Annotated in this window: 21 protein-coding genes and 2 pseudogenes; 12 read left to right on the forward strand and 11 right to left on the reverse strand. The window is 36.7% G+C overall.

The window, feature by feature from the left end:
- Window positions 1–156: 156 nt before the first annotated feature.
- From pheA to BM305_RS13105, 3 genes and pseudogenes are all read left to right on the forward strand, one after another.
- Window positions 157–1,287 (forward strand): prephenate dehydratase, encoded by a 1,131-nt coding sequence (gene pheA, locus BM305_RS13095; RefSeq protein WP_092561554.1) that lies wholly within the window; start codon window positions 157–159, stop codon window positions 1,285–1,287.
- A gap of 102 nt (window positions 1,288–1,389) precedes the next feature.
- Entirely contained in the window at window positions 1,390–2,973 is a 1,584-nt protein-coding gene (locus tag BM305_RS13100) for a S1C family serine protease (RefSeq protein WP_092561556.1), read from the forward strand.
- A gap of 421 nt (window positions 2,974–3,394) precedes the next feature.
- A pseudogene (locus BM305_RS13105) lies at window positions 3,395–3,823 on the forward strand (ABC transporter substrate-binding protein); the annotation flags it as partial.
- A gap of 63 nt (window positions 3,824–3,886) precedes the next feature.
- Here BM305_RS13105 and BM305_RS13110 read toward each other — a convergent pair.
- The 3 genes from BM305_RS13110 to licT are packed head-to-tail and all read right to left on the reverse strand — an operon-like array spanning window position 3,887 to window position 5,334.
- Window positions 3,887–4,144 carry an HPr family phosphocarrier protein gene (locus BM305_RS13110; protein WP_092561560.1) on the reverse strand — a complete coding sequence of 86 codons (258 nt, stop codon included), beginning with the start codon at window positions 4,142–4,144 and terminating at the stop codon, window positions 3,887–3,889.
- Between the two features lie 29 nt (window positions 4,145–4,173).
- Window positions 4,174–4,443, reverse strand: coding sequence for a PTS transporter subunit EIIB (locus tag BM305_RS13115; protein ID WP_092561562.1), 270 nt, complete (start codon window positions 4,441–4,443; stop codon window positions 4,174–4,176).
- A gap of 54 nt (window positions 4,444–4,497) precedes the next feature.
- Window positions 4,498–5,334: a BglG family transcription antiterminator LicT gene (gene licT / locus BM305_RS13120; RefSeq protein ID WP_092561564.1), complete on the reverse strand. Its 837-nt coding sequence runs from the start codon at window positions 5,332–5,334 to the stop codon at window positions 4,498–4,500.
- A gap of 280 nt (window positions 5,335–5,614) precedes the next feature.
- Here licT and BM305_RS13125 point away from each other — a divergent pair, with 280 nt between their 5' ends.
- The 4 genes and pseudogenes from BM305_RS13125 to BM305_RS13140 all read left to right on the forward strand — a co-directional run bounded on the left by BM305_RS13125 (window position 5,615) and on the right by BM305_RS13140 (window position 9,343).
- On the forward strand, window positions 5,615–5,797 hold the full coding sequence (locus BM305_RS13125; RefSeq protein WP_092561566.1) for a hypothetical protein: 183 nt from the start codon (window positions 5,615–5,617) through the stop codon (window positions 5,795–5,797).
- 4 nt (window positions 5,798–5,801) lie between these two features.
- On the forward strand, window positions 5,802–7,346 hold the full coding sequence (locus BM305_RS13130) for a recombinase family protein (RefSeq protein WP_092561568.1): 1,545 nt from the start codon (window positions 5,802–5,804) through the stop codon (window positions 7,344–7,346).
- Between the two features lie 15 nt (window positions 7,347–7,361).
- Window positions 7,362–7,940: pseudogene (locus BM305_RS13135) on the forward strand (ABC transporter substrate-binding protein); the annotation flags it as partial.
- A gap of 11 nt (window positions 7,941–7,951) precedes the next feature.
- On the forward strand, window positions 7,952–9,343 hold the full coding sequence (locus BM305_RS13140; protein ID WP_092561572.1) for an MATE family efflux transporter: 1,392 nt from the start codon (window positions 7,952–7,954) through the stop codon (window positions 9,341–9,343).
- Between the two features lie 58 nt (window positions 9,344–9,401).
- On the opposite strand, the gene BM305_RS13145 is transcribed toward BM305_RS13140, so the two are convergent.
- Together BM305_RS13145 and pcrA are read right to left on the reverse strand one after the other, a co-directional pair.
- The gene (locus BM305_RS13145; RefSeq protein ID WP_242940540.1) at window positions 9,402–9,692 is read right to left on the reverse strand and encodes a DUF4366 domain-containing protein; all 291 of its coding nucleotides are present in this window, start codon (window positions 9,690–9,692) and stop codon (window positions 9,402–9,404) included.
- A 91-nt stretch (window positions 9,693–9,783) separates the two neighbouring features.
- A complete protein-coding gene (gene pcrA, locus BM305_RS13150; protein ID WP_092561576.1) occupies window positions 9,784–12,045 on the reverse strand; it encodes a DNA helicase PcrA in 2,262 nt (753 codons plus the stop codon).
- 132 nt (window positions 12,046–12,177) lie between these two features.
- Here pcrA and BM305_RS13155 point away from each other — a divergent pair, with 132 nt between their 5' ends.
- The gene (locus BM305_RS13155; RefSeq protein ID WP_330393477.1) at window positions 12,178–12,846 is read left to right on the forward strand and encodes a DUF1836 domain-containing protein; all 669 of its coding nucleotides are present in this window, start codon (window positions 12,178–12,180) and stop codon (window positions 12,844–12,846) included.
- A 77-nt stretch (window positions 12,847–12,923) separates the two neighbouring features.
- Here the strand turns inward: BM305_RS13155 and BM305_RS13160 are convergent, their stop codons facing one another.
- Together BM305_RS13160 and BM305_RS13165 are read right to left on the reverse strand one after the other, a co-directional pair.
- Window positions 12,924–13,238, reverse strand: a complete 315-nt coding sequence (locus BM305_RS13160; protein ID WP_092561578.1) for a YerC/YecD family TrpR-related protein — start codon at window positions 13,236–13,238, stop codon at window positions 12,924–12,926.
- Between the two features lie 102 nt (window positions 13,239–13,340).
- Window positions 13,341–14,072, reverse strand: coding sequence for a phosphatase (locus BM305_RS13165; RefSeq protein WP_092561580.1), 732 nt, complete (start codon window positions 14,070–14,072; stop codon window positions 13,341–13,343).
- Window positions 14,073–14,264: 192 nt separating this feature from the next.
- On the opposite strand from BM305_RS13165, the gene BM305_RS13170 reads away from it, so the two are divergent.
- From BM305_RS13170 to BM305_RS13185, 4 genes are all read left to right on the forward strand, one after another.
- Complete coding sequence (locus BM305_RS13170) at window positions 14,265–14,663, forward strand: hypothetical protein (protein ID WP_092561582.1); 399 nt, start codon at window positions 14,265–14,267, stop codon at window positions 14,661–14,663.
- 69 nt (window positions 14,664–14,732) lie between these two features.
- Window positions 14,733–16,124 carry a 23S rRNA (uracil(1939)-C(5))-methyltransferase RlmD gene (rlmD, locus tag BM305_RS13175; RefSeq protein WP_092561584.1) on the forward strand — a complete coding sequence of 464 codons (1,392 nt, stop codon included), beginning with the start codon at window positions 14,733–14,735 and terminating at the stop codon, window positions 16,122–16,124.
- 339 nt (window positions 16,125–16,463) lie between these two features.
- Complete coding sequence (locus tag BM305_RS13180; protein ID WP_242940541.1) at window positions 16,464–16,799, forward strand: helix-turn-helix domain-containing protein; 336 nt, start codon at window positions 16,464–16,466, stop codon at window positions 16,797–16,799.
- A gap of 4 nt (window positions 16,800–16,803) precedes the next feature.
- On the forward strand, window positions 16,804–17,856 hold the full coding sequence (locus BM305_RS13185; protein ID WP_000577432.1) for a DNA cytosine methyltransferase: 1,053 nt from the start codon (window positions 16,804–16,806) through the stop codon (window positions 17,854–17,856).
- A gap of 42 nt (window positions 17,857–17,898) precedes the next feature.
- Here the strand turns inward: BM305_RS13185 and BM305_RS13190 are convergent, their stop codons facing one another.
- From BM305_RS13190 to BM305_RS13205, 4 genes are read right to left on the reverse strand one after another with little or no spacing between them, the layout of a single operon-like run.
- Window positions 17,899–18,855 (reverse strand): restriction endonuclease PLD domain-containing protein, encoded by a 957-nt coding sequence (locus BM305_RS13190; protein WP_000494898.1) that lies wholly within the window; start codon window positions 18,853–18,855, stop codon window positions 17,899–17,901.
- Window positions 18,856–18,869: 14 nt separating this feature from the next.
- Window positions 18,870–20,732 carry a Z1 domain-containing protein gene (locus tag BM305_RS13195; protein ID WP_001199693.1) on the reverse strand — a complete coding sequence of 621 codons (1,863 nt, stop codon included), beginning with the start codon at window positions 20,730–20,732 and terminating at the stop codon, window positions 18,870–18,872.
- Between the two features lie 11 nt (window positions 20,733–20,743).
- Complete coding sequence (locus BM305_RS13200; protein WP_000772283.1) at window positions 20,744–21,892, reverse strand: restriction endonuclease PLD domain-containing protein; 1,149 nt, start codon at window positions 21,890–21,892, stop codon at window positions 20,744–20,746.
- Between the two features lie 4 nt (window positions 21,893–21,896).
- Window positions 21,897–22,127 (reverse strand): helix-turn-helix domain-containing protein, encoded by a 231-nt coding sequence (locus tag BM305_RS13205; protein WP_000028496.1) that lies wholly within the window; start codon window positions 22,125–22,127, stop codon window positions 21,897–21,899.
- Window positions 22,128–22,164 lie beyond the last annotated feature (37 nt).

Below are 22,164 nucleotides of genomic sequence, written 5' to 3' on the forward strand. Positions count from 1 at the left end.
ATCTATTATAAATGTCTGCGGACAGCATTGCAACAATAAGTTGACGACATATTCATGTAAAACAATAGTGCTTGTAAAATATTGTGGGCTGGTATATAATATTTTTTATGATCGTGTAGATGTTTATTTACATAGGCAGAAAGGACGAAGTGTCAAATGGATTTATTGGAAAGCAGAGCAGAGATTGATAAGATTGATCAGGATATTGTGAAATTGTTTCAGCGCAGAATGAGCGTTGCAAAAGAGGTTGCAGAATATAAGCAGCAGACCGGGAAAAAGGTATTTGATAAAGAACGGGAAAATGAGAAACTTTCCACATTGAAGGAACTGGCTGATAATGAATTTAACCGTCATGGAATTGAAGAATTATTCACGCAGATTATGTCAATGAGCCGAAAACTGCAATATGGGTTAATTCCATCTTATCAAGACGATTTGGCTTTTATGAAAATCAGCCAGATAAATATGGAAAATAAGTGTGTGGTATGTTATGGAGAAAAGGGTTCCTATACAGAACAGGCAATGGAAGAGTATTTTGGAACAGATATCAAGTATTTTAATACGACTACTTTTAAAGAAGTAATGGAATCAATTAAGCAGGGGAAAGCACATTTTGGTGTTCTTCCTATTGAAAATTCTTCTACTGGAGGGATTACAGACATTTATGATTTGCTGGTTGAATATGATACTTATATTATAGGAGAACATATTGTGAAAGTGGATCAGAATTTATTGGGAGTTCCTGGTGCAAAAGTAGAAGATATTCGTACCGTTTATTCACATCAGCAGGGATTATTACAGTGCGCTCAATATTTAGAGGAACATGAAAATATGACGGGAATGGTATATCAGAGTACCGCAGCTAGTGCTAGAAAGGTGATGGAAGAACAAGATATTACCCAAGCTGCAATTGCCAGTAAAAAAGCGTGCCAGCAGTATGGACTGGAGATTTTAGAGGAAAGCATTAATTCGGAATCTAATAATTCTACAAGATTTATTATTATTACGAATAAAAGATATTATTTTTCTGATTCTAATAAGGTAAGCATTTATTTTGAACTGCCACATGCTAGTGGAACACTTTATAATATGATGTCACATTTTATTTATAATAATCTGAATATGACTAAAATCGAATCAAGGCCAATTCAGGGAAGAAAGTGGGAGTATCGGTTTTTTGTGGAATTTGAAGGTAACTTAGAAGATCCTGGAGTTAAAAATGCTTTGAATGGAATTAAGGAAGAAGCACATTGTTGTAAGATTTTAGGTAATTTTCATACAAAATAAAGAACTTCACAAATTTGTTATTTGGAATTCACAAAGTGAACATAAATTGGTGATAGACTCTAACTATAATGTGAATGATAGCAGAAGGGGGAATTAGAAATTATGTATAATCCAGATGATTTTTCTAATGGAAGTGGTAATCAAGATGGAGTAAATGGCGGAGACGGCTTTGAATACAAGGTCAACGATGTCAACGTCGTAAATGGAAAGACACCAGAAGAAATGGCTGAGATTAATCATGTAATTCATAGAGAAATGGAAACAGGCTATGGTGATTCTTATGGTGGTAAAACAGAATCTTTAAATAACAACTATGGAACCAATAATTATGGAAATAATCAGCATTATCAGAATTCCAATAATGGAACTACGGCTATGTTGGATCAGGGGCTTTCAAACCTTGGAAACAGAGGTGCTGTCCAGAATGCTCCGATGCAGAACGGAGCGTATTACGGAAATGCAGTACCGGTTCCTCCTAAGAAGAAAAAAGCAGGAGGCGGCAAAACGTTTTTGATGGTAGCTGCTATTGTTATCACAATCTGCTTTTTTGGTGGTGCAGGAATTTTTGGAGTTCATTTGATTTCGGAAAAACTAAATGGCAGCCAGCATTCAGGTAATAATACTCAGGAGAGTCTGGATGTTGCAGATGATTCTGATGAGAATACAATTAATTCTACAGAAAGTGCATCCATTACAGAAGATTCTGTGTCGCAGGTAGTAAAAAATGTAATGCCTGCAATAGTAAGTATTAATACAACATCATTAGAAGCTTATGACTTTTTTGGAACAGAATATACACAACCAGTAACTGGAAGCGGTTCTGGGATTATTATCGGGCAAAATGAAACAGAAGTACTAATTGCTACCAACAATCATGTGGTTGCAGGCGAGAACCCAGAAGTTAAGGTTACATTTTGTGATGACGAAACAGTAACCGCAACCATTAAAGGCACGGATACAACGTCTGATTTGGCTGTAATTGCAGTCTTATTTAAAGATTTAAAGGATTCTACTAAGGAAAGCATTTTAGTTGCTACTACAGGCGATTCCGACAGCTTGCAGGTTGGCGAAAAAGTAATTGCAATTGGAAATGCACTGGGTTACGGACAATCTGTAACGGTTGGTTATGTTAGTGCAAAGGATAGAGAGGTTTCTATGGAGGATGCTTCTATGACATTATTGCAGACGGATGCAGCTATTAATCCTGGTAATAGTGGTGGTGCTTTATTAAACGCCAAAGGTGAGGTAATCGGAATTAATTCTGTAAAGTATGCTTTAACAGAAGTAGAAGGAATGTGTTTTGCTATTCCTATTTCAACTGCCATTCCAATTATCAATGATTTAATGACCCGTGATCAATTAGATGAATCACAACAGGCTTATCTTGGAATCATTGGAAAGGACGTTTCAGAGGAAGATTCCCAAAGAATAGATATTCCAATTGGTATTTATGTGAATGAGGTAACCAATGGCTCACCAGCAGATATGGCAGGATTAGAGGCTGGAAATGTAATCATAGGAATGGATGGTAAAACCATTGCAACCAATGAAGATTTGAAAAATATTTTATCATATACCAGAGCTGGAACCACAGTTGACCTTGTGGTGAAGGAAAGACGTAATGGAAAATGGGTAGAGAAAACATTAAGCGTTACTTTAGGAAGTAAGGCAGATGCAAATAATTAACAAAGAGAGGAAGCCAATGGCTTCCTCTTAACGTTGCTCTAGTTCGTTTTCAAAGGTCTGGATATAGGCTTCCCAAATCGGAGAATTTGGGTGGTTTGGATATCGCTGCATATACTTATCCAGAAGTGATAAGCAGTTGTGGATATATTCTGTACGGGCAAGGTGTATGGAGATAAACCTGCCCTGTATGGATTCCCATTTAGAAAAGTCAATGCTAGCATAGTCTATAGGCTGATTAGAGAATATTTTCATAAGAATCATTCCTTTCACAGTGAAATCAGAAAAAATGTAAATAAATCCATGTTAGATTCATCATTCTTCTACTTTAATGTATTAATTATTTCAAATTTTGTGAATTTTGGATTTCACCAATATTTTGGATTTCACATATAGTATAGTAGGAAATAGAAGGAGGAGAGTTATGAAAAGAAAAATCCTTTCGCTGCTTGTAGCAGCTGTTTTTGTTAGTACATTACTAAGCGGCTGTCAGAAAAAAAGTGAATTAACTAAGGTTACATTAAATGAAGTTGCACATTCTATTTTTTATGCACCAATGTATGTAGCCATTGAAAAGGGGTACTTTGAAGAAGAAGGTCTTGAAATAGAGCTTGTTAACGGACTGGGAGCTGATAAGACTATGACAGCGGTACTCTCAGGAGAATGTGATATTGGTTTTATGGGATCAGAAGCCTCGATCTATGTATATCAGGAAGGTGCAGGGGATTATGCAGTAAATTTTGCCCAGTTAACACAGAGAGCAGGAAATTTTTTGATTTCAAGAGATTTGAATGAAAATTTTTCGTGGGAAAATATAAAAGGGAAAACAGTCATTGGTGGCAGGGCAGGTGGCTGACAGAGAATAAAGCGCCACTTACTGCTAAAAACAATAAATGACGCTTGGATTTTATCTGCCTTATAAGTTTTCCTTGAAGAATTGTTCCATTGCAGCTGCGGCTGAAGCTTCATCTTCACCTTCAATGGTAATGGTAACGGTCATACCCTGTTTCACACCTAAACTCATAATAGCCATGAGCCTTCTGGCATCTACACTCTTACCATCCTTTTCAATAGCAATAGAACTTTTATAGCCATTTGCTGCTTTCACAATCATTCCAGCAGGTCTGGCATGTATTCCTAATTCATCTGTTATTGTATACTGAAATTTTTTCATTTTTATTATCTTCCTTTCTTAGTTCGTTTTCATTGAAACCAATTTACTGCATCAAAATTACCAATTCGGATAATTTCTTTATATACGTTACCTACATCCCAGCCAATTACAATCTGATACTGTCCTCCACGACAGAGAACACCCTTAACACCTTTCGTTGCATTTAACGTAGCTGTATTTGCTTTACTATCATCTACAAGTGTAAACCGTAGTCTGGTAGCACAATAGGTAATTTCTTTCACATTTTCTTTTCCACCTATAAAATGCAGTATAGTTTCAGCTAAGCTTTCATAATTCAAGAATATTCCCCCTTTTGTGCAGGATTATTCAGGTAAAAAGTAACAACCTGTAATCTACTTTGCTGTTATTCTTTTAATATGAATTGTCAAATAAATCATTTCATCTTCCGTCAAGTCACAATTAAACTCTTTTTTCATATAATCCTTTATCTTTAATGTGCATCTATACTCATTTTTGCATTGTTCTTTCAAAGAACTTAAAAAATTAATATCTTGCTCCTCTAAAATATTGTTTGTAAAAACTCGTTGAGCAAAAAATTTTAAATGAGTCACAAATCGTTCGTAATGAATGGAGTATTCGTCCAATTCTATTTGGAAATGCTCTTTTATGATATTAATAATATTCTGCATCATTCTAGTCATTTCTGTTGCCTTTGACATAGAGGACAGCTCTTCTGTGGATGCATTGACTAAATGTAAAGCAATAAAAGCCGCTTCATCCTCAGGCAGTATAACACCGAGTTTACGATGAATCATTGAAAGCGCTTCTTTTCCAACTAAAAATTCATGGCTATAAAACTTTTTTATTTCCCATAATAAAGCATTTGTTAGAACAACACCGTTTTTATGACGTTCTATTGCAAAATCAATGTGGTCTGTTAAAGTTATATAAATGTTTTCATTCAGCCGCTTTCCCAATGAAGCCTTTGCAAAGCTTATAATTTCATTCGTTACCTGTACATGTTCAAGGGGAATTTTCTCCAGCAAGCCAATAAGCTGATGTGAACTTGTCTTATCGGCACAGGTATAAATTTTTTCAATTGCACTAGTATTGACTTCATCGCCAGGTGACTTTTTAAAACCAAGACCACAACCCATAACTAGTATTTCGTTGTGTTGTTCATCATAGGACTTTATTAAGTTATTGTTAATTACTTTAACAACTTTCATCTGTACACATCGTCTTCCTTTTCTATATTATTTTAACAAAAAAAGACTATTCCCACTATGATATAGAATAACCTCAAAGAGAATATTCATAAGCAAAAGGTATAGCCTGCATTACCAGTAACAATCCAAATATTATTATAGTATTATCATATCATATTGTGTACTCATTGTCAATTGAGCAGAAATTAAATCCAATTATAGAAAAAAATTTAGTAAATATCAATAAATATTATTAGATAAGCGCATATAGTATAGTAATAATATGGAAATGGAAAATAAAATGAAAAAGCGAAAAACTTATTATCTATGGATACGGAGGCAAACGGATGTCAAAAAGGCAGAAGTAGAGAAAAGAAATTGGATAGAGCAGGGGTACCGGGTTGTTGTCTTATGTGAAGGAAAAAATAAACATATTAGTGAAGATATGAATATAGTAATTGAAAATCATAAAATATTGAGGTAAAAATATGACGGTGGGATATGTGCGGTTATCAAGGGATGATGACAAGAGAAATTATGTATCAATTCAAAATCAAAAATTAATAATAGAACAGTTTGCCAGCCGCCAGGGAATAAAAATCGACTGTTGGTATGAGGATGATGGATTCTCAGGATATAGTCTGCAGCGACCTGGCTTTTCAAAATTGATGAACGATATGGAAACAGTGGTTGATACTGTTATTGCAAAGGATTTGTCCCGAATTGGCAGACATAATGCAAAAGTATTGTTGCTGTTAGATGAATTGAAGGAACGGGGCAAACGGCTGCTGCTTGTAGATGATGAGTATGATACATGGAAAGATTCAGACGATTTAATCGGGATAAAAACCTGGTATAATGAAAGGTATGTAAAGGATGCCAGCAAAAAAATTAAAAATGTTTTAAAAGCAAAGCAAATAGAAGGTACGCTTATGATAGGGGTTCCATTCGGATATGAAAGAAAGGAGCAAAGTAAAGCAGAGATACAGGTCGTTGAAAAGGAAGCAGTGGTAATTCGTCATATTTTTGATCTATATTTACAAGGTGCAGGTTATCGAAGAATTGCAGGAATTTTAAACGAGAAGGAAATCGATACACCGTCCATGATGATCCGAGAGAGGGCATTAGCTAACGGAAAGCTGTTAAACCGCAAGGTGGTGCTAGAATGGTCAGAACGAATGGTTTCGGATATTTTAAAAAATGATTTTTATATTGGTAATTACAGACTCCATAAGAGGACACGTAGTAATATTCATGGAGTGGATCACCGGGTACCAGAGGAAGAGCAATTTCTTTTTCCTAATCATCATAAGGCAATTATCAGTGTAAATCAATTTGAATTAGTACAGGAAATAATGGAAAAAAGAATTCGAAATAGGTACCGGAGCCAGAGAAAGGAAATCAGTTTATTTGGTGGATGCTTGTACTGTAAGGATTGCGGAAACCGTCTGACCGTAATCCACGGTAAGCAAAATAGTTATGCCTGCAATACCTACCAGTCAAAGGGAAAACAATATTGTGAATACTCACATCGTATAAACGAAAATGACTTGGTAGAGGATTTAATGGAATATATTAAAATGCTGAAGAATAATTTAGAGTCTGTGCTTTTGGGGCTGGAACAGAAGGGTGTGGATAAAATAAAGCAACGAAAAAATAGTCAAGGAAAGGAATTACGAGAAGAAATCGCTGAACATAAAAGGCAGCTGAAGATGCTAGTAAGGCAAAGGGTGAAGGAATGTTCCATATGTCCAGAAAGAGAAGAACTTATTAAGGAGGCGTTTCTTTCCTTACAAGAGGAGTTGATAGGAAAAATTAAATTAAAGGAAAGGAAACTTAGAGAAATAGAAGGATGGGGAGCGGAATATAAGGGAAGTAAAGGAACAGAAACGCTAGAAGAAATACTGGAACGTATGATAGAAAACAAAAGTCTTGCGCGGAAAGATATTGAAATTTTTGTGGAAAAGATTCTGGTAGATAAGAATGGATTTCCTGAAATCATTTTACGACATGAGTGGAACTGGTTAAATTAATTTCTAGTACCTTGGCGGGCAGGTGGTATGCCACAAATGGTTTTTGAATATATCTTAAAGAAAAATAATATTGATCCTAAGAAAGAGGTATCGATTATTCAAAACATTGATTTTGGGCTGACAGCGGAAGCTTTTGCCTCTGGAGATGAAGATTATACAATTGAATTTGAACCTTCCGCGGAAGCTTTAGAAGCTGAGAAAAAAGGAAAGGTTGTTGCATCATTGGGTGTGGAAAGCGGGCTTGTTCCATATACGGCATACTGTGCAAAAAAGAGCTATCTAAATAAAAATCCTGAAATCATTCAGGGATTTGTAAATGCAATTCAAAAAGGACTGGAATTTGTTGCAGAAAATACACCTGAAACAATTGCTGACGTAATTCAGCCGCAGTTTCCAGAAACAAAAAAAGAATCTCTTGTAAATATTGTGACAAGGTATTATAATCAAAATACTTGGAAGGAAAACAGCATTTTTGAGGAAGAAAGTTTTCTTTTGCTGGAAGATATTTTAATGGAGGCAGAAGTTTTGGAAGAAAAGGTTCCATATGAAAATCTGGTAACAACAGAATTTTCGCAGGCTGCCATAAAAGAATAAGGAGTGTTTAAATGAAGGATACAAAAGAAACAGGAAGCAGTATTGTCCTTTCAAAAGAACAGAACAGAGCATTTTATCAAAAAGTGTTTGCTCTGGTAATCCCTATGGCATTGCAGAATCTGATTAATGTAGGGGTTACCGCAGCAGACGTTTTTATGTTAGGGAAGGTAAGCGAAGTGGTGCTTTCTGCTTCTTCTCTGGCGGGGCAGATTCAGTTTATTATGACTCTGATTTTTTTTGGAATTACATCAGGAGCCGCAGTTCTTACTGCTCAATACTGGGGAAAACGGGATACAAGGAGTATCGAAAAGGTAATTGGCATGGCTCTTGCTATTTCAATCTCAGCAGCCGTTTTATTCACAGCAGCAACTCAATTATTTCCTTATGAAATTATGAGAATATTTACCGATGAAGAGAGTGTCATAAAAGAAGGCGTTAAATATTTAAGAATCGTTTCGGTTTCTTATGTATTTTTATCCGTTACCATGGTTTACCTTAACATAATAAGAAGTATTGAGAGAGTGATGATTTCAACCATTGTATATTTAATATCACTTTTGGTAAATGTGTCATTGAACTATATATTCATATTTGGACATTTTGGTTCTCCTAAGATGGGAATTGCCGGGGCTGCAACAGCCACCTTGATTGCAAGAATAGTGGAATTCATTATAGTATTTATATATGCACATATTGTGAATCAAACAGTAAAGGTACGGATTCGCTATTTATTTAAATTTGACAGAATATTAGGCAGAGATTTTTTGGTGTATTCTCTTCCAGTTATTATGAATGAATTATTGTGGGGAGCAGGAACTTCTACGAATACGGCTATTATTGGACATCTGGGGAGTTCTGCCGTTGCGGCAAATTCGATTGCCCAGGTGGCGAGACAGCTGGCAACCATTGTATGTTTTGGACTATGTAATGCAACTGCTATTATTTTGGGGAAAATAATAGGAGAGCAGAAATATGGGCTGGCAGAAATATATGCAAAAAAATTTGTAAGGTTAAGTATTTTGTTTGGTGCTTTTGCAGCAGCCTGTATTCTGATTTCAAGGCCTTTTATACTAAATTATATGGTATTGTCAGAGGAAGCAAGAGATTATGTGATATTTATGTTTTATGTTATGTCATATTTTACAGCAGCTCAGGCATTTAATGCTACCATAATAGTAGGAGTGCTGAGGGCTGGCGGCGATACAAAAATCGGAATGGTTATTGATGCGTCAACTATGTGGGGCGGTTCGATACTAATAGGAGCATTGGCAGCATTTGTAATGAAATGGCCAGTTGAAATCGTATATCTGTTTCTTATGAGCGATGAACTTATTAAGCTTCCTATATCTACAATGCGGTATAAGAAAAGGATATGGCTGAAGAATGTAACAAGACAGATGTAATGTTTAAATAAAAAAACACCTGAAAACACAAAAAGTGTTTATCAGGTGTTTTTTTCAGCTATTCAGCTTCAGCGTCGTTTTCAGCAGGTTCAGCGGCATCAGAGTCTACCTCTACAACTTCATCATCCTCGAAGAAATCATCATCAAAATCATCATCAAAATCATCATCAAAATCTTCAAGATAATCTGGTGTGAAATATCTGTAAACTGCATAAGCAATTGCAGCCACAGCGGCTACAGCACCAATTACTGCTAATATCCAAACAATAGCGTTTTTCTTCTGCTCTTGCTCTCTTTTTCCAAGTAATTCATTAAGTTTAGCTGAAATATCATCAAATTTATTACCCACTATGACACATCCTTTCCTAATAACTGTAGAATATTATAACATAAAAAAAACAAAATACTAAGCTTATTATACCACAAAAAAATGTTTTTTACTAATATTTTTTTAATTTTGCAAAACTAGTCATCATTTTTTTAACAGTACCATTGTCAAATGCAACTGTGACTTGAAAATCATTACCAGAAGGAATCAAATCGGTTACGGTACCATTCCCAAATTTAATGTGTTTTACAGTATCACCTACAGTGTAATCTGGTGACGAAGCAGATTCACTTTTTGGCAAAGACATCCCCTTTTGGATATAAGGTGAGTTCTGAAACAGCTGTCCTGTAGTTTTTGTATTAGAAATCGCACCTCTTATGGTTGTAGTACGCGGAAATCGTGGCTGTAAGGAATTAGAGGACTGTTTTATTAAATAACGGGGAATTTCCGATACAAAACGGGATGGTTTATTAAATTTCGTTTCCCCATTTTGCATACGCATTCTGGCAGCACTTAGAGAAAGCTTTTCCATAGCCCGGGTAATTCCGACATAGCATAATCGGCGTTCCTCTTCGATTTCCATGGGATCATCCGATATGATAGTCATGTAGCTTGGGAAAATTCCATCTTCCATGCCACATAAATAGACATATGGAAATTCCAGGCCCTTGGCGCTATGCAGGGTCATCAATATTACCACATCAGTACTTTCTGCCACAGAATCGATATCAGCAACTAAGGAAACCTCTTCTAAAAAGCTGCTAAGAGAAGGCTCCTCTTCACAATTATCCAAATAGGTAACAATTTTATTACGAAATTCCTGTATATTTTCAATTCTTGTCTGAGCTTCAATAGTTCCTTCTTCCTCCAGCTCGTCCACATAGCCTGTGGCTTCCAGAATCTCATCATACAAGTCTAAAATGGAATAATCAGGGCTGTTAAGCTTGGATTTTAATATTTCCATCATGCTGACAAAGGAACTAATTTTACTGCCGCCGCGGTTCATTCCAGGAATATAATCAACTTGCTTTAGTGCCTCATAAAAGCTGATATTGTGGCCAATGGCATACTGGTTAATCTTGTCGATGGAAGTCAGGCCGATTCCCCGGCGGGGAACGTTAATTATTCTTTTTACAGCAAGATCATCCGAAATATTATCAATTGTTTTTAAATAGCAAAGCAAATCCTTGATTTCCTTCCGTTGATAAAAGTTTACACCACCAACTAACTTATATGGGATGTTATGCTTTACTAATTTTTCTTCCAGTACACGAGACTGGGCATTGGTTCTATACAAAAGTGCAAACTGGCTGTAACTTTTCCCTTCATTAGCAACAGCATTTTCAATATCCGCAGCAATTGCTTCTGCTTCTTCATGTTCATTGTCAAATTGAGTAAAGAAAATAGGAGAACCCTCTTCTTTATCTGTCCAGAGGCTCTTTTGTTTTCTCTCGGTATTACAGTGAATGACTTCGTTTGCCGCAGTTAAAATATTTTTGGTAGAACGATAGTTTTGTTCTAGCTTAATCACTTTTGTCTGAGGATATTCTGTTTCAAAATTCAAAATATTATAAATATTGGCTCCTCTAAATTTGTAAATAGACTGATCGTCATCTCCAACAACACAAAGATTATGTTCTGTCTGGCCCTCTTCATTGACTGTAGATGCCAGTGTCCGGATAAGCTGAAATTGTGCTGTGTTAGTATCCTGATACTCGTCCACCATTATATAACGGAAACGGTTTTGGTAGTAGGATAAAACATCGGGATTGGTACGCAGAAGTTCCACTGTCTTACAAATTAAATCATCAAAATCAAGGGCGTTATTTTTTTTAAGACGGGCCTGGTATTCTTTGTAGACATCTGATATTTTTTTCTTTCCATAATCGCCGCGGTTATTTTTTTCAAATTCTTCTGGAGTGATCAAGGAATCCTTTGCATTGGAGATAGCTGCTAAAAGACTCTTTTCCTTGTGAATTTTCGTATCAATATCTAAATACTTACATACTTCACGCATAAGTGTTTTCTGGTCATCACTGTCATAAATGGTAAAATTCGTAGTGTAACCAATCCGGTCAATGTATCTTCTTAAAATGCGGACGCAAGTAGAATGAAAAGTGCTGACCCAGATATTTTCTGAACCATAGCCAACAATGTTATCAACTCGTTCACGCATTTCTTTGGCAGCCTTATTGGTAAAGGTAATAGCTAAAATATTCCACGGGTTAACCCCCAGCTCATCTATTAAATATGCAATTCTATGTGTTAAGACTCTTGTCTTTCCTGAACCAGCACCTGCCAGAATCAGCAGTGGCCCCCTATTATGTTTCACAGCTTTTAACTGTTCTGGGTTTAGTGTATCATAAATGCTCATTGCAGCCTCCCAAAATACGATTTTTTACAAACATACGTTTTAATTATAGCATTGGTTCATAGGTTTTACAACAAAAAAATGGCTTGTAATACAGTAATAAATACTATATAATGTAGCATAGAGGTGATTATATTGGCAACAACCAATGAGGAATATATCCGTGCTATATTAAAGAATCTCAGGGGCATGGACTATATTAAGCCAGACGAGATACCAAATATTGAGTTGTATATGGATCAGGTAACAACATTTATGGACAAGCATTTGAAGTCATCAAAGAGATATGAGGATGATAAAATGCTGACAAAGACCATGATTAATAATTATACAAAAAATAATTTGCTGCCTTCTCCTAACAAGAAAAAGTATTCAAAAGAGCATATGTTACTTTTGATTTTCATCTATTATTTTAAGAGTTTTCTATCAATAAGCGATATACAGAATATTTTTGATCCGCTGACGGAAAAGTTTTATGAAGGTAATAAAAAGTTTAATCTTGAGGACATTTATAAAGAGGTATATAAGCTTGAGAAGGAACAGGTGGATTCCCTTTCAAAGGATGTAATTAGAAAATATGAAAAAGCAGAGCGGGTAATGACAGACAAAGAGAAAAATGAAGAAAGTGAATTTTTAGTTACTTTCTATTTTATTTGTATGTTAAGCTTTGATGTTTATGTGAAAAAGATGATTATTGAAAAGATGATTGATGAAAAGCTGGTTCCGATGGCATCCAAGAAGGAAAAAGAGAAAGAAAAGCCGAAAGAGAAAGAGAAAGAGAAACCAAAAGAAAAGAAAGTATAAAGAATAAAAGGATTGTACCTAGCAATTAAGTGGGGCAATCCTTTTTTGCGTATCATGATGAGCCAGTGAAATAGCAGTTAAGCATCTTCCTTCTGAGGCTCCTCTAAATTTAATATTCTTTTAAATACCATATCATATCCATCATTCCCATAGTTTAACGAACGGTTTACCCTGCTGATGGTTGCAGTAGAAGCACCTGTTTTCTCTGCAATTTCTAAGTATGTTTTATGTTCACGCAGCATTTTAGCTACTTCAAATCGTTGGGATAAAGAAAGTAATTCATTTATGGTACAAATATCTTCAAAAAAGATATAACATTCCTCTGGCGTTTTTAAGCTTAATATTGCTTCAAACAAGAAATCAACGGAGGGAGTCTTAATTTTTTTATTCACGCGTTCTCCTCTTTTCCTTATATGGATTAGGTCGGAAGACCTCTTTTTTAGCTATTATTTTACCATAGTAAAGTTGTAAAGTAAAGAGTGCTTTCGGGTAAGTTATTGAAAAATACCTTCTGGTACATTGGTCAAATATTCTTTTATTAAATCCATGTTGCAGTTTGCAATTAACTGAACTGGAAAATTGACTTCCTCTATAACTTCTTCTGCGTATTTAAAATTTGCAATGTCATAGCAGATATGCGCATCACTTCCTAGCATAATTGGGACGCTAAGTTCTTTGCAAAGGGTCAGATAGGTTTTAATGTTTTCTCTTGAATTGGAACGGAAGCTTGTAGGAGCAATAGAACTATTGTTTACTTCAAGAAGAACATGACTGGCTTTTGCCCCTTGAACTAATTTTTCATAATCTACTGGAATGCGGGAATCATCAGGATGGCCTATAATATTTATATTTGGATTCTTCATCGCATTGAGATAGGCGCGGGTATTTTCTTCCACCGTACCAGCTTTAAAACAAGGCTGGTGCAAACTGGCAATCACAATATCTAGTCGCCTTGCCAAATCGTCGTAGATATCAATCGTTCCATTATAATCAATAATATTGGCTTCTGCTCCCAACAGAAGGGTAAAGCTATCATATTTCCTTGGAATAATCCGTAAATTCTCAAAATAAAATGCATGGCACGTTCCAGGCATGCTAGGAGCGTGTTCAGTTACACTTAAAATAGGTAATTCCTTCTTCTGGGCCATTTCAATCATCTCATGAAGTGTGCTGTAAGCATGTCCGCTGGCTATAGTATGGGTGTGGGAATCTATTAAATATTTCATAAGGTCACTTCCGTTTCATTATTTTTTTATTCAAATAGTTTTCTTTCTTATTATAATGAACTCTTTTCAAAATAACAAGTAATTCTAAGGGATTTTTAACTGACAGAGAGCACAAGAAATGTTATTGACGATTTTAGTCATTAATAGTAAAATGAATAAGTGATAGCATGAAAGAGACGGGGGGAACAGGATTTGAATAAAGGAAATAATGCTTTGTATTCATTTTTGGGTGGACTAGCAATGCTTGTTGTGGGACTCTATTTTTTTATGAATAAGGTTACAGTCACTTCTTATTTTTTTCAAGGAGTAAGATTTGGAAGATTTGATGTGGCAGGTGGAGTTATTGTGGTTCCGCTAATTATCGGTGTGGTGATAGTATTTGCAAATCCAGATTCCATTGTCGGGAAAATAGTATGTGGTTTGGGTGTTTTATTAATTGTAGCATCAATTATCAGTACGACTCACCTACAACTGAATCAAATGACTTTATTTGAATGGATTTTGTATATGGTGCTTATTTTTGGAGGAACAGGATTACTTGCAAGGGTTTTGTTTCAGGGCTCAGGTAATAAGAAGGATAAGAATAATTAGGAATGGTGTCTACATAGGGCGTATGGTCGTGTGCCATATGCCTGTTTATTCGAATAGAAGGAGCAGATTATGAAAAAGGGACAGATTTATGAAGGAATCGTTGACAAAATTGAATTTCCCAATAAAGGGATATTGATGATAGAAGGAACAAAAGTTATGGTTAAAAATGCTATTACTGGGCAAAAGATACGTTTTTCAGTCAGTAAAATGCGTAAGGGAAAGGTGGAGGGACGTCTGCTGGAGGTTCTGGAACCTTCTCATCTAGAGGATCGTGCTGCAAAATGCCCAGCGTTTGGTCCATGTGGAGGCTGTACGTATCAGACCATGTCATATGAAAATCAGCTGAAAATGAAGGCAGAGCAGGTGGAAAGACTTTTAGCGCCTGTTTGTACTGAGTACGAGTTCCTTGGAATTCAGGGCAGCCCGTCAGAATGGGAATACCGAAATAAAATGGAGTTTTCTTTTGGCGATGAATACAAGGATGGTCCGCTAGCTTTGGGGCTTCATAAGCGGGGAAGCTTCCATGATATTGTAGTTGCCAATCAGTGTAAAATAGTGCATCCAGATTATAACTTGATTTTAAGCTGTGTTTTAACGTATTTTTCAGAGAAGGGTACGGATTTTTATCATAGGCTTTCCCATACGGGATACTTGCGGCATTTACTTGTCCGCCGTGCAGCTAAAACAGGAGAACTTTTAATCAGTCTGATTACTTCTTCACAGGAAAATCTAGATTTATCGGAATTAAGAGATCGGCTTCTTGGACTAAATTCTGATGGCAGCAAGGAGTCAGCTAATTGTCTGGAAGGGAGTATTGTAGGAATTCTTCACATTGTGAATGACAGTTTGGCGGATGTGGTGAAGAGTGATGAAACAAATATTTTATTTGGCCGGGATTTTATTCGTGAGGAGCTTCTTGGATTGTCTTTTAAAATCTCGACGTTTAGTTTTTTTCAAACGAATTCTCTTGGTGCGGAGGTTCTGTATAGTGTGGCCAGAGAGTTTGTCGGGGAAACGAAGGATAAGCTGATTTTTGACTTGTACAGTGGAACGGGAACGATTGCACAGATTCTGGCGCCTGTGGCGAAAAAGGTAATTGGTGTTGAAATTGTGGAGGAGGCTGTGGAGGCTGCCCGAGAAAATGCCAAGTTGAATGGTTTATCGAATTGTGAGTTCATTGCGGGAGATGTTCTGAAGGTTATTGGTTCGATTAAGGATAAGCCAGATTTGATTGTGCTAGATCCACCAAGGGATGGTATTCATCCGAAAGCTCTTGACCGAATTATTGATTATGGAGTGGAACGTCTGGTTTATATTTCCTGCAAGCCAACAAGTCTGGTACGGGATCTGGTGGTGTTTCAGGAGCGAGGGTATAGGGTGGAAAAGGTTTGCTGTGTGGACATGTTCCCTGAGACGGTGCATGTGGAGTGTGTTGTCTTGATGTCAAGGGTTGAAAAATAGGACTATTCAAAGTACTGATAAATAAAGGATTTCCGAGGTTGGAAGATTTTCTGTCTGATGACTGGCAGTGCCTTTCAATCTTGAAAATCCTTGTTTTTGTTTATTGAGGAAACAGGTCGACTGTAATAAAGTGCGTGGGGTTGAGTTGACAGAATAGATAACTTCATAGGGTTGTGGAGATAGAATAGATGTGGTCTGAGTATAGGAGAAGAGCTGTGCATTAAATTGAAAATTACTACATTGCTGCTTTTGGGCAGCGTTTAAGTAAGATGTTCTTGACAAAAGGCAGCGAAGATGATAAGATGATGCAGAGGTGAGAGGATGCCTGAGATAGGACAAATGATTAAAAGTCGTCGAGAAGCCATGGGGCTTTCTCTTAAAAAGTTAGCAATTGCTTGTGGCTCAAGCGACAGTGAAATAATGAAAATTGAGAACGGAACTAGAAAAAACCCTAATTGGGCAACATTATGTGAAATCGCACGTGCTTTAAATTTTCACCCGTTTGAAATATTGTTAGCCGCAGGTTATATATCAGAAAATGATATGCATCCCAATTGCCAGATTCATGGTTTAGAAAACTTAGATGATGACGGGGTAGCAATGGTGCAATTGTTCATAGATTTTTTGACTATGCGGAACGGTAATAAAATTGGTATTTCAAAGGAGGGAGAGTGATATTATGATATTTAGATTAGGTGAATTATTTTGCGGCCCAGGTGGGATCGCTTGGGGTGCAATGAATGCTAGTATTGAAGATCCAAACTTTGCGATTGTACATCAGTGGGCAAATGACTATGACGCAGATACCTGTGAAACATATAGATTAAATATCTGTCCTGATACTCCTAATACTGTTTACCATGCGGATATTCGCAAATTCGATATGTCTAAACTAGCCCCGATTGATGCATTGGCATTTGGTTTCCCATGCAATGACTATAGTGTTGTTGGTGAGCAAAAAGGTATGGACGGGGTATTCGGTCCCTTGTATTCGTATGGTGTCAAAGCTCTAAAACTGTTTAAACCCAAGTGGTTTTTAGCAGAAAATGTTGGAGGACTTAGAAATGCAAATGATGGGAAAGCCTTCACTAAGATTCTCAAGGAACTGAGGGAAGCTGGCTATACAATTACACCTCATCTCTACAAATTTGAGGAATACGGAGTCCCTCAAGCGAGGCACCGTTTGATTATCGTTGGCATACGGGATGACATCGATGTTGAATTTAAAGTCCCATCGACAGCACCCTATGTCGGAATCGATAATACTTGCAAAAATGCAATAGAAAATCCCCCTATTCCAGAGGATGCATATAATAATGAATTGACAAGACAATCCGAAACTGTTGTTAGAAGGTTGCAGCATATTCTACCTGGACAAAATGCATTTACGGCAGACCTTCCAGAAGATTTGCGACTTAATATTAGAGGAGCAAAAATAAGTCAAATATATAAGAGGCTCGATCCAACTAAGCCTTCCTATACGGTTACGGGAAGCGGTGGTGGAGGAACACATATTTACCATTGGGAAGAACCACGAGCATTGACTAACAGAGAGCGGGCAAGATTACAGACTTTCCCTGATACTTATAGATTCGTAGGAAGTAAAGAGAGTGTACGCAAACAAATTGGAATGGCAGTACCTTGTCAGGGTGCAAAAATCATTTTTGAGGCAATATTGAAGTGTTTTGCTGGAATTGAATATGAGAGCGTAGAGCCAAGTATTAAAGAATGAAAAAGCAGTTACTTTGTAGAGAAGGCAAAGTAACTGCTTTGTTTATACATGGAAATCCATAAAGTACTGCTCATCGTCGATTTTGTAAAAGGTAACATCTGTTCTTCCATAGTTTAGTAAATCTTGTTTTGTTACGAACGCACCATTTCCAAGACCTAAACGGTTTCGGAAGTATTCTCCGAGTTGAGCGTTGCTAAGAGGTGTTGTAATTGCTTTGTCGTTTTGTTGCTCAACTCTTAGGAGAAGAGTATGACCATCGTCTGTAATAACAGTAAAGTGTTGTTTATTTAACGGGAAGAAACCGCTTCTTGCAATTTTTGCAGGAAGATGTATATAAGCTTCGTTTTTGTTTCTGCCCTTTCGTTGACCCCAATTTAATCCGGATTTTTCTCCAACTTCACCCTTATTTGTGAGAAGCGATAGAGTCGTAGAAGTAATACCCTCGCCAGCCAAAGTGGTTAGAGGCTTGTTTTCAGCATCAAGAATTTGATGTGTTGGACGGAGAACGATATGGTCTTCGACCTCTGCATGGTTACAATAAATTGAGTTTGCTTCAACTTCTTCATAAAACTTATAAGCTTCTTTAGGATCACAGCATACAACTATTTCTTTTCTGGATTGGATAAATGCATTCTGCACAAAATCAGCTGAACCTGTATATGCCTGTACTGGTGATTCTTCCTTTAGCCAAATGTATAAATTTGCGTGAACTGGAGGGTTTTCGCAAACATAACTACATGAAAAGCTATCCACTGCTTTTGGATATGTTTTGCCATGGAGTTCCATAAAGCCCTCATGTATAGGAACGCTTAATCCATCGTAAGGAACCATTCCAATAAGCAATGAAATATTTAGAGGGTGCATATTTTGTTCTTGAAAACTCTTAATAAGCCATGATGCCATATTAGGGGTAGCATATCCGCTTAATATTAATAAAGTGTCCGCTCCTTGGAGTGGAGGGGCAAATAAAATCCTTTTTGCTATGTTGTTGGTGAACATCCATTCTTGCCCTCCTATGCTTCTTCTTCTATATCATCCTCAGACACATCATAATACATTGTATCGTGAGGAAGTTTAATATTTGGCACCCAGATTGCTTTTCCACCCCATCCCTTAGTACCAGTCACTTGATACATGGTCAGAACTACTTTGTCATGGAAAGTGCCACCTAGTTTCCAGTCGTTCGGAGACAACAAGGCTCCTGTCCCTTGTGCAACATCTCTTCCTCTTCTGACAATCAAAATACCCTGTCCAGCTGGTTGTTCTGAAAGAAGTGTATCAATGACAGAAAGGAATGCATCTAACTTGAAATCTGGGCTAGCAATAATGTGAGATAATATTTTCTTAATTAACCTCAAATTTACCTGGTAATAAGGATCATCATTGGAGAAAGGCTCCAATAGTTTTGATATATCATCTATGGTGTTATTATCTGGGTAGAACGGATAATAGTTCGTTCCCCCTGAAAGGATATTGACTCGTTTGTTATCAATTACATTCCTTCGAGTTGGATTCAATCCAATTGGATAATAAATTTTTATGTTTTCAATTCCTTGCTCTACTTGTGCGATAATGGCATTATTAGTAGCGTTAATGTCCGCAAATAATTTATAGAGTTGTTCATCTATAAATATCTTCATCATGCCAGAGTCTCTGTCATAACCAAACATCCTACTATGTTGCCACATAGTATCCGCCTGAGGCTTTTTGCTGGTTCTTGTATAATAAATTGTCTGTAGCCCTGGAAAAGTTACGCCTCGGCCTAGAGTGTTTCCGCCTACGATAAAATTACAGCCTGTTGCATAATCTGGACTCTCAACATCTGTTTTTCCATTCATAACAAGAATTTTTATCCCTTTGTTTTCCAACAAATCCTTAGTAGTTTTATAGATAACTTCAAAAGAAAGTTTCTCACTTTTGTTGGGTTCTAAAGAATCATAGTGGGTTTGTAATTCTGTGATGAATTCGGTATTGATATGCTCCATACACCAATCTAGTTCCTTTGCGACATCGTCAGCAAAACGCTGGTGGACATTTTGTCGTACGCTCGGATGTAGAAGGCAATTTGATACTTTTCCTTTTGATGCTAAAATCTGAGCAGATACAGCAAGGTGGCGTATAACAACACTTCGTGTCGGTCGTTTGATAGTTTCAAGAAAATCAATGCATTCAGGTTTACCGCTTGTTGGAAAGAAAAAGTCTCCACCTAAATAGCCATCCCCTGGATGGAAGTAGTATGTAAAATATGGATGCCAACCAGACGCAAGGGTCTGTAATAAGATTGCTTGAGGCGTACCTGTAACCTGTAAGTATAAGCTACTTGATGCTCCATTTTTTATAGAATCCAGATATCTATTAATTGATGACTGACTATTACGGTTTATTAGAGTATTTAAGGAAGCCGCATCCGCCTCATCATCAACGATGAATAGAGGGTTGCCCTTCATAAAGCCTGTAGAATTAAATACATTTGCCCACAATCTTAGTACTCTTGCATTTTTCTTTAGAACGACAATGGCTGGCTTAACAAGGCTATTTTCAATAAATAAGCCTGAGTCGTTTTCGCCACAAATACAGAAGCCGTCTAAGTCGTCTCTAACTCGATCTAAGGTTTGTTGTTGCAAGACAACATTGTCTGTTGTGAGTAAGATGAATGCGGGAAATCCTAAATCTGCAGCTTTGCACATAACGCCAAACATTTGACCAGTTTTTCCAGATTGCACATTACCAAACAACAAGCCAATCTCATGACTTATAAATGAAAAATTGCGAATATGTTGATTGCCAATATCTTCAGCTGTTTTGGAAATGGACTCAGCTAATTTTTCGTTACCTCGCTCTTTTATTTTTTGCAAGTATTTTTTTAAATATTGCATTGATACACCTCTCATTCGTTAGTAATTGTTTCAAACGATAAAACCCACACATCAAGCTCGGTGCCATCTTCGTCCAATGCTTTCTGATCTGTTTTTGAAAGTACAAGGCTATCGCAACCGTATGCTTGTAACATTTCTTTCGTAATCATTCCCTTACGATCAGTATCAGCTTGGGTGTCATTAACTGGTGTTACTAAACCTGCTGCTGCAAGTCTACCTTTAATCCAACGACCAAGAATGAGTTCATCGCCAACAGCACTGAATTGTTTATTGCCATCGCTTGTGGTATGAGCTTTAAACCAATAGCCATCATCGGTTACAACAAAAAAAGGCTTGTTTTTTTCAGGGTAACCTTCTGAACGAGTTATCGCTTTGCTAACAGTCAATTGAGTTTCGTACCAATCACGGGATTTCCTTTTACTTCGTGGTGCGGCATAGCTAACATTTATATTTGACTTTGTGAAATGCTTACCATCATCCATATGCCGCTCATCGTAAGCAGGAACTTTTAATGGCAGTACAAAAGAAACGTCTGTTTTATGCTGTTCATAAAGCTGTACACCAGTTTGGGGAATCTGTGTTACCGTATCAATGCCACTAAGTGATGTGTTAACTTCCCTGACTATTGGCATTCCTATAATGTTAGCAATATTATCAGAGCAGTTCTGAGCCTTTAGCTTCTCTAAAAATTCAGCAATTTCTTTACATTCAGTAGCATCATCAGTAACCGATGAGATTTCATATTGCCTACGGTTATTAGCATCTAATTTGATTACACCTAAGTTTGCGGAACCAATAATAGCAGAAAAAGGTTGCCCATCTTTATAAAAGCAGTATACTTTTCCATGATATTTGAATGCTTTTACGATCTTAATTTCACCTATACCAGTCTCTGTCCATTTTTTGTTGATTTCTAAAGCAGTATTATATGATCCTTCTGGCATTCCTTCGATGAAGTACATTCCAATGGTAAGGCATATACTAGATATATTATGCTCTTCGACCAGATTGTCGAGTTCTTCCAAGGCAACACGAGAAATATATCCAACCGCAATTTCAACACGGTCTGATTTTGCAATTTGCTCGTTAAAACAATTTATAATTGTTTGTTGACCCTCTGATGTTCCAAGAGGTAGGATGTTTGAATATAACAGTTTCATTAGCTCACTCCTTTGTTTTTGGTGGGGTTTCTGTAGTTTTTTCAATCTCCATAATATCTGAAATATCGCAGTTAAGCGCCTTACATACTTTTATTAAAATGTCAGTATTAACATTTTCATTTTTTCCAAGCTTAGCCATTGAAGCTGTACTAATACCAGCTGCTTCTCTTAAGTCCTTTTTTTTCATATCTCTATCAATAAGAAGTTTCCATAGTTTTTTATAACTTATGGACATAATATCACCTCGCCTTAGTACCTAGCCTAAGTTAATA

It is taken from the genome of Anaeromicropila populeti, assembly GCF_900112775.1.
Classification (GTDB): Bacteria; Bacillota; Clostridia; order Lachnospirales; family Lachnospiraceae; genus Anaeromicropila_A; species Anaeromicropila_A populeti.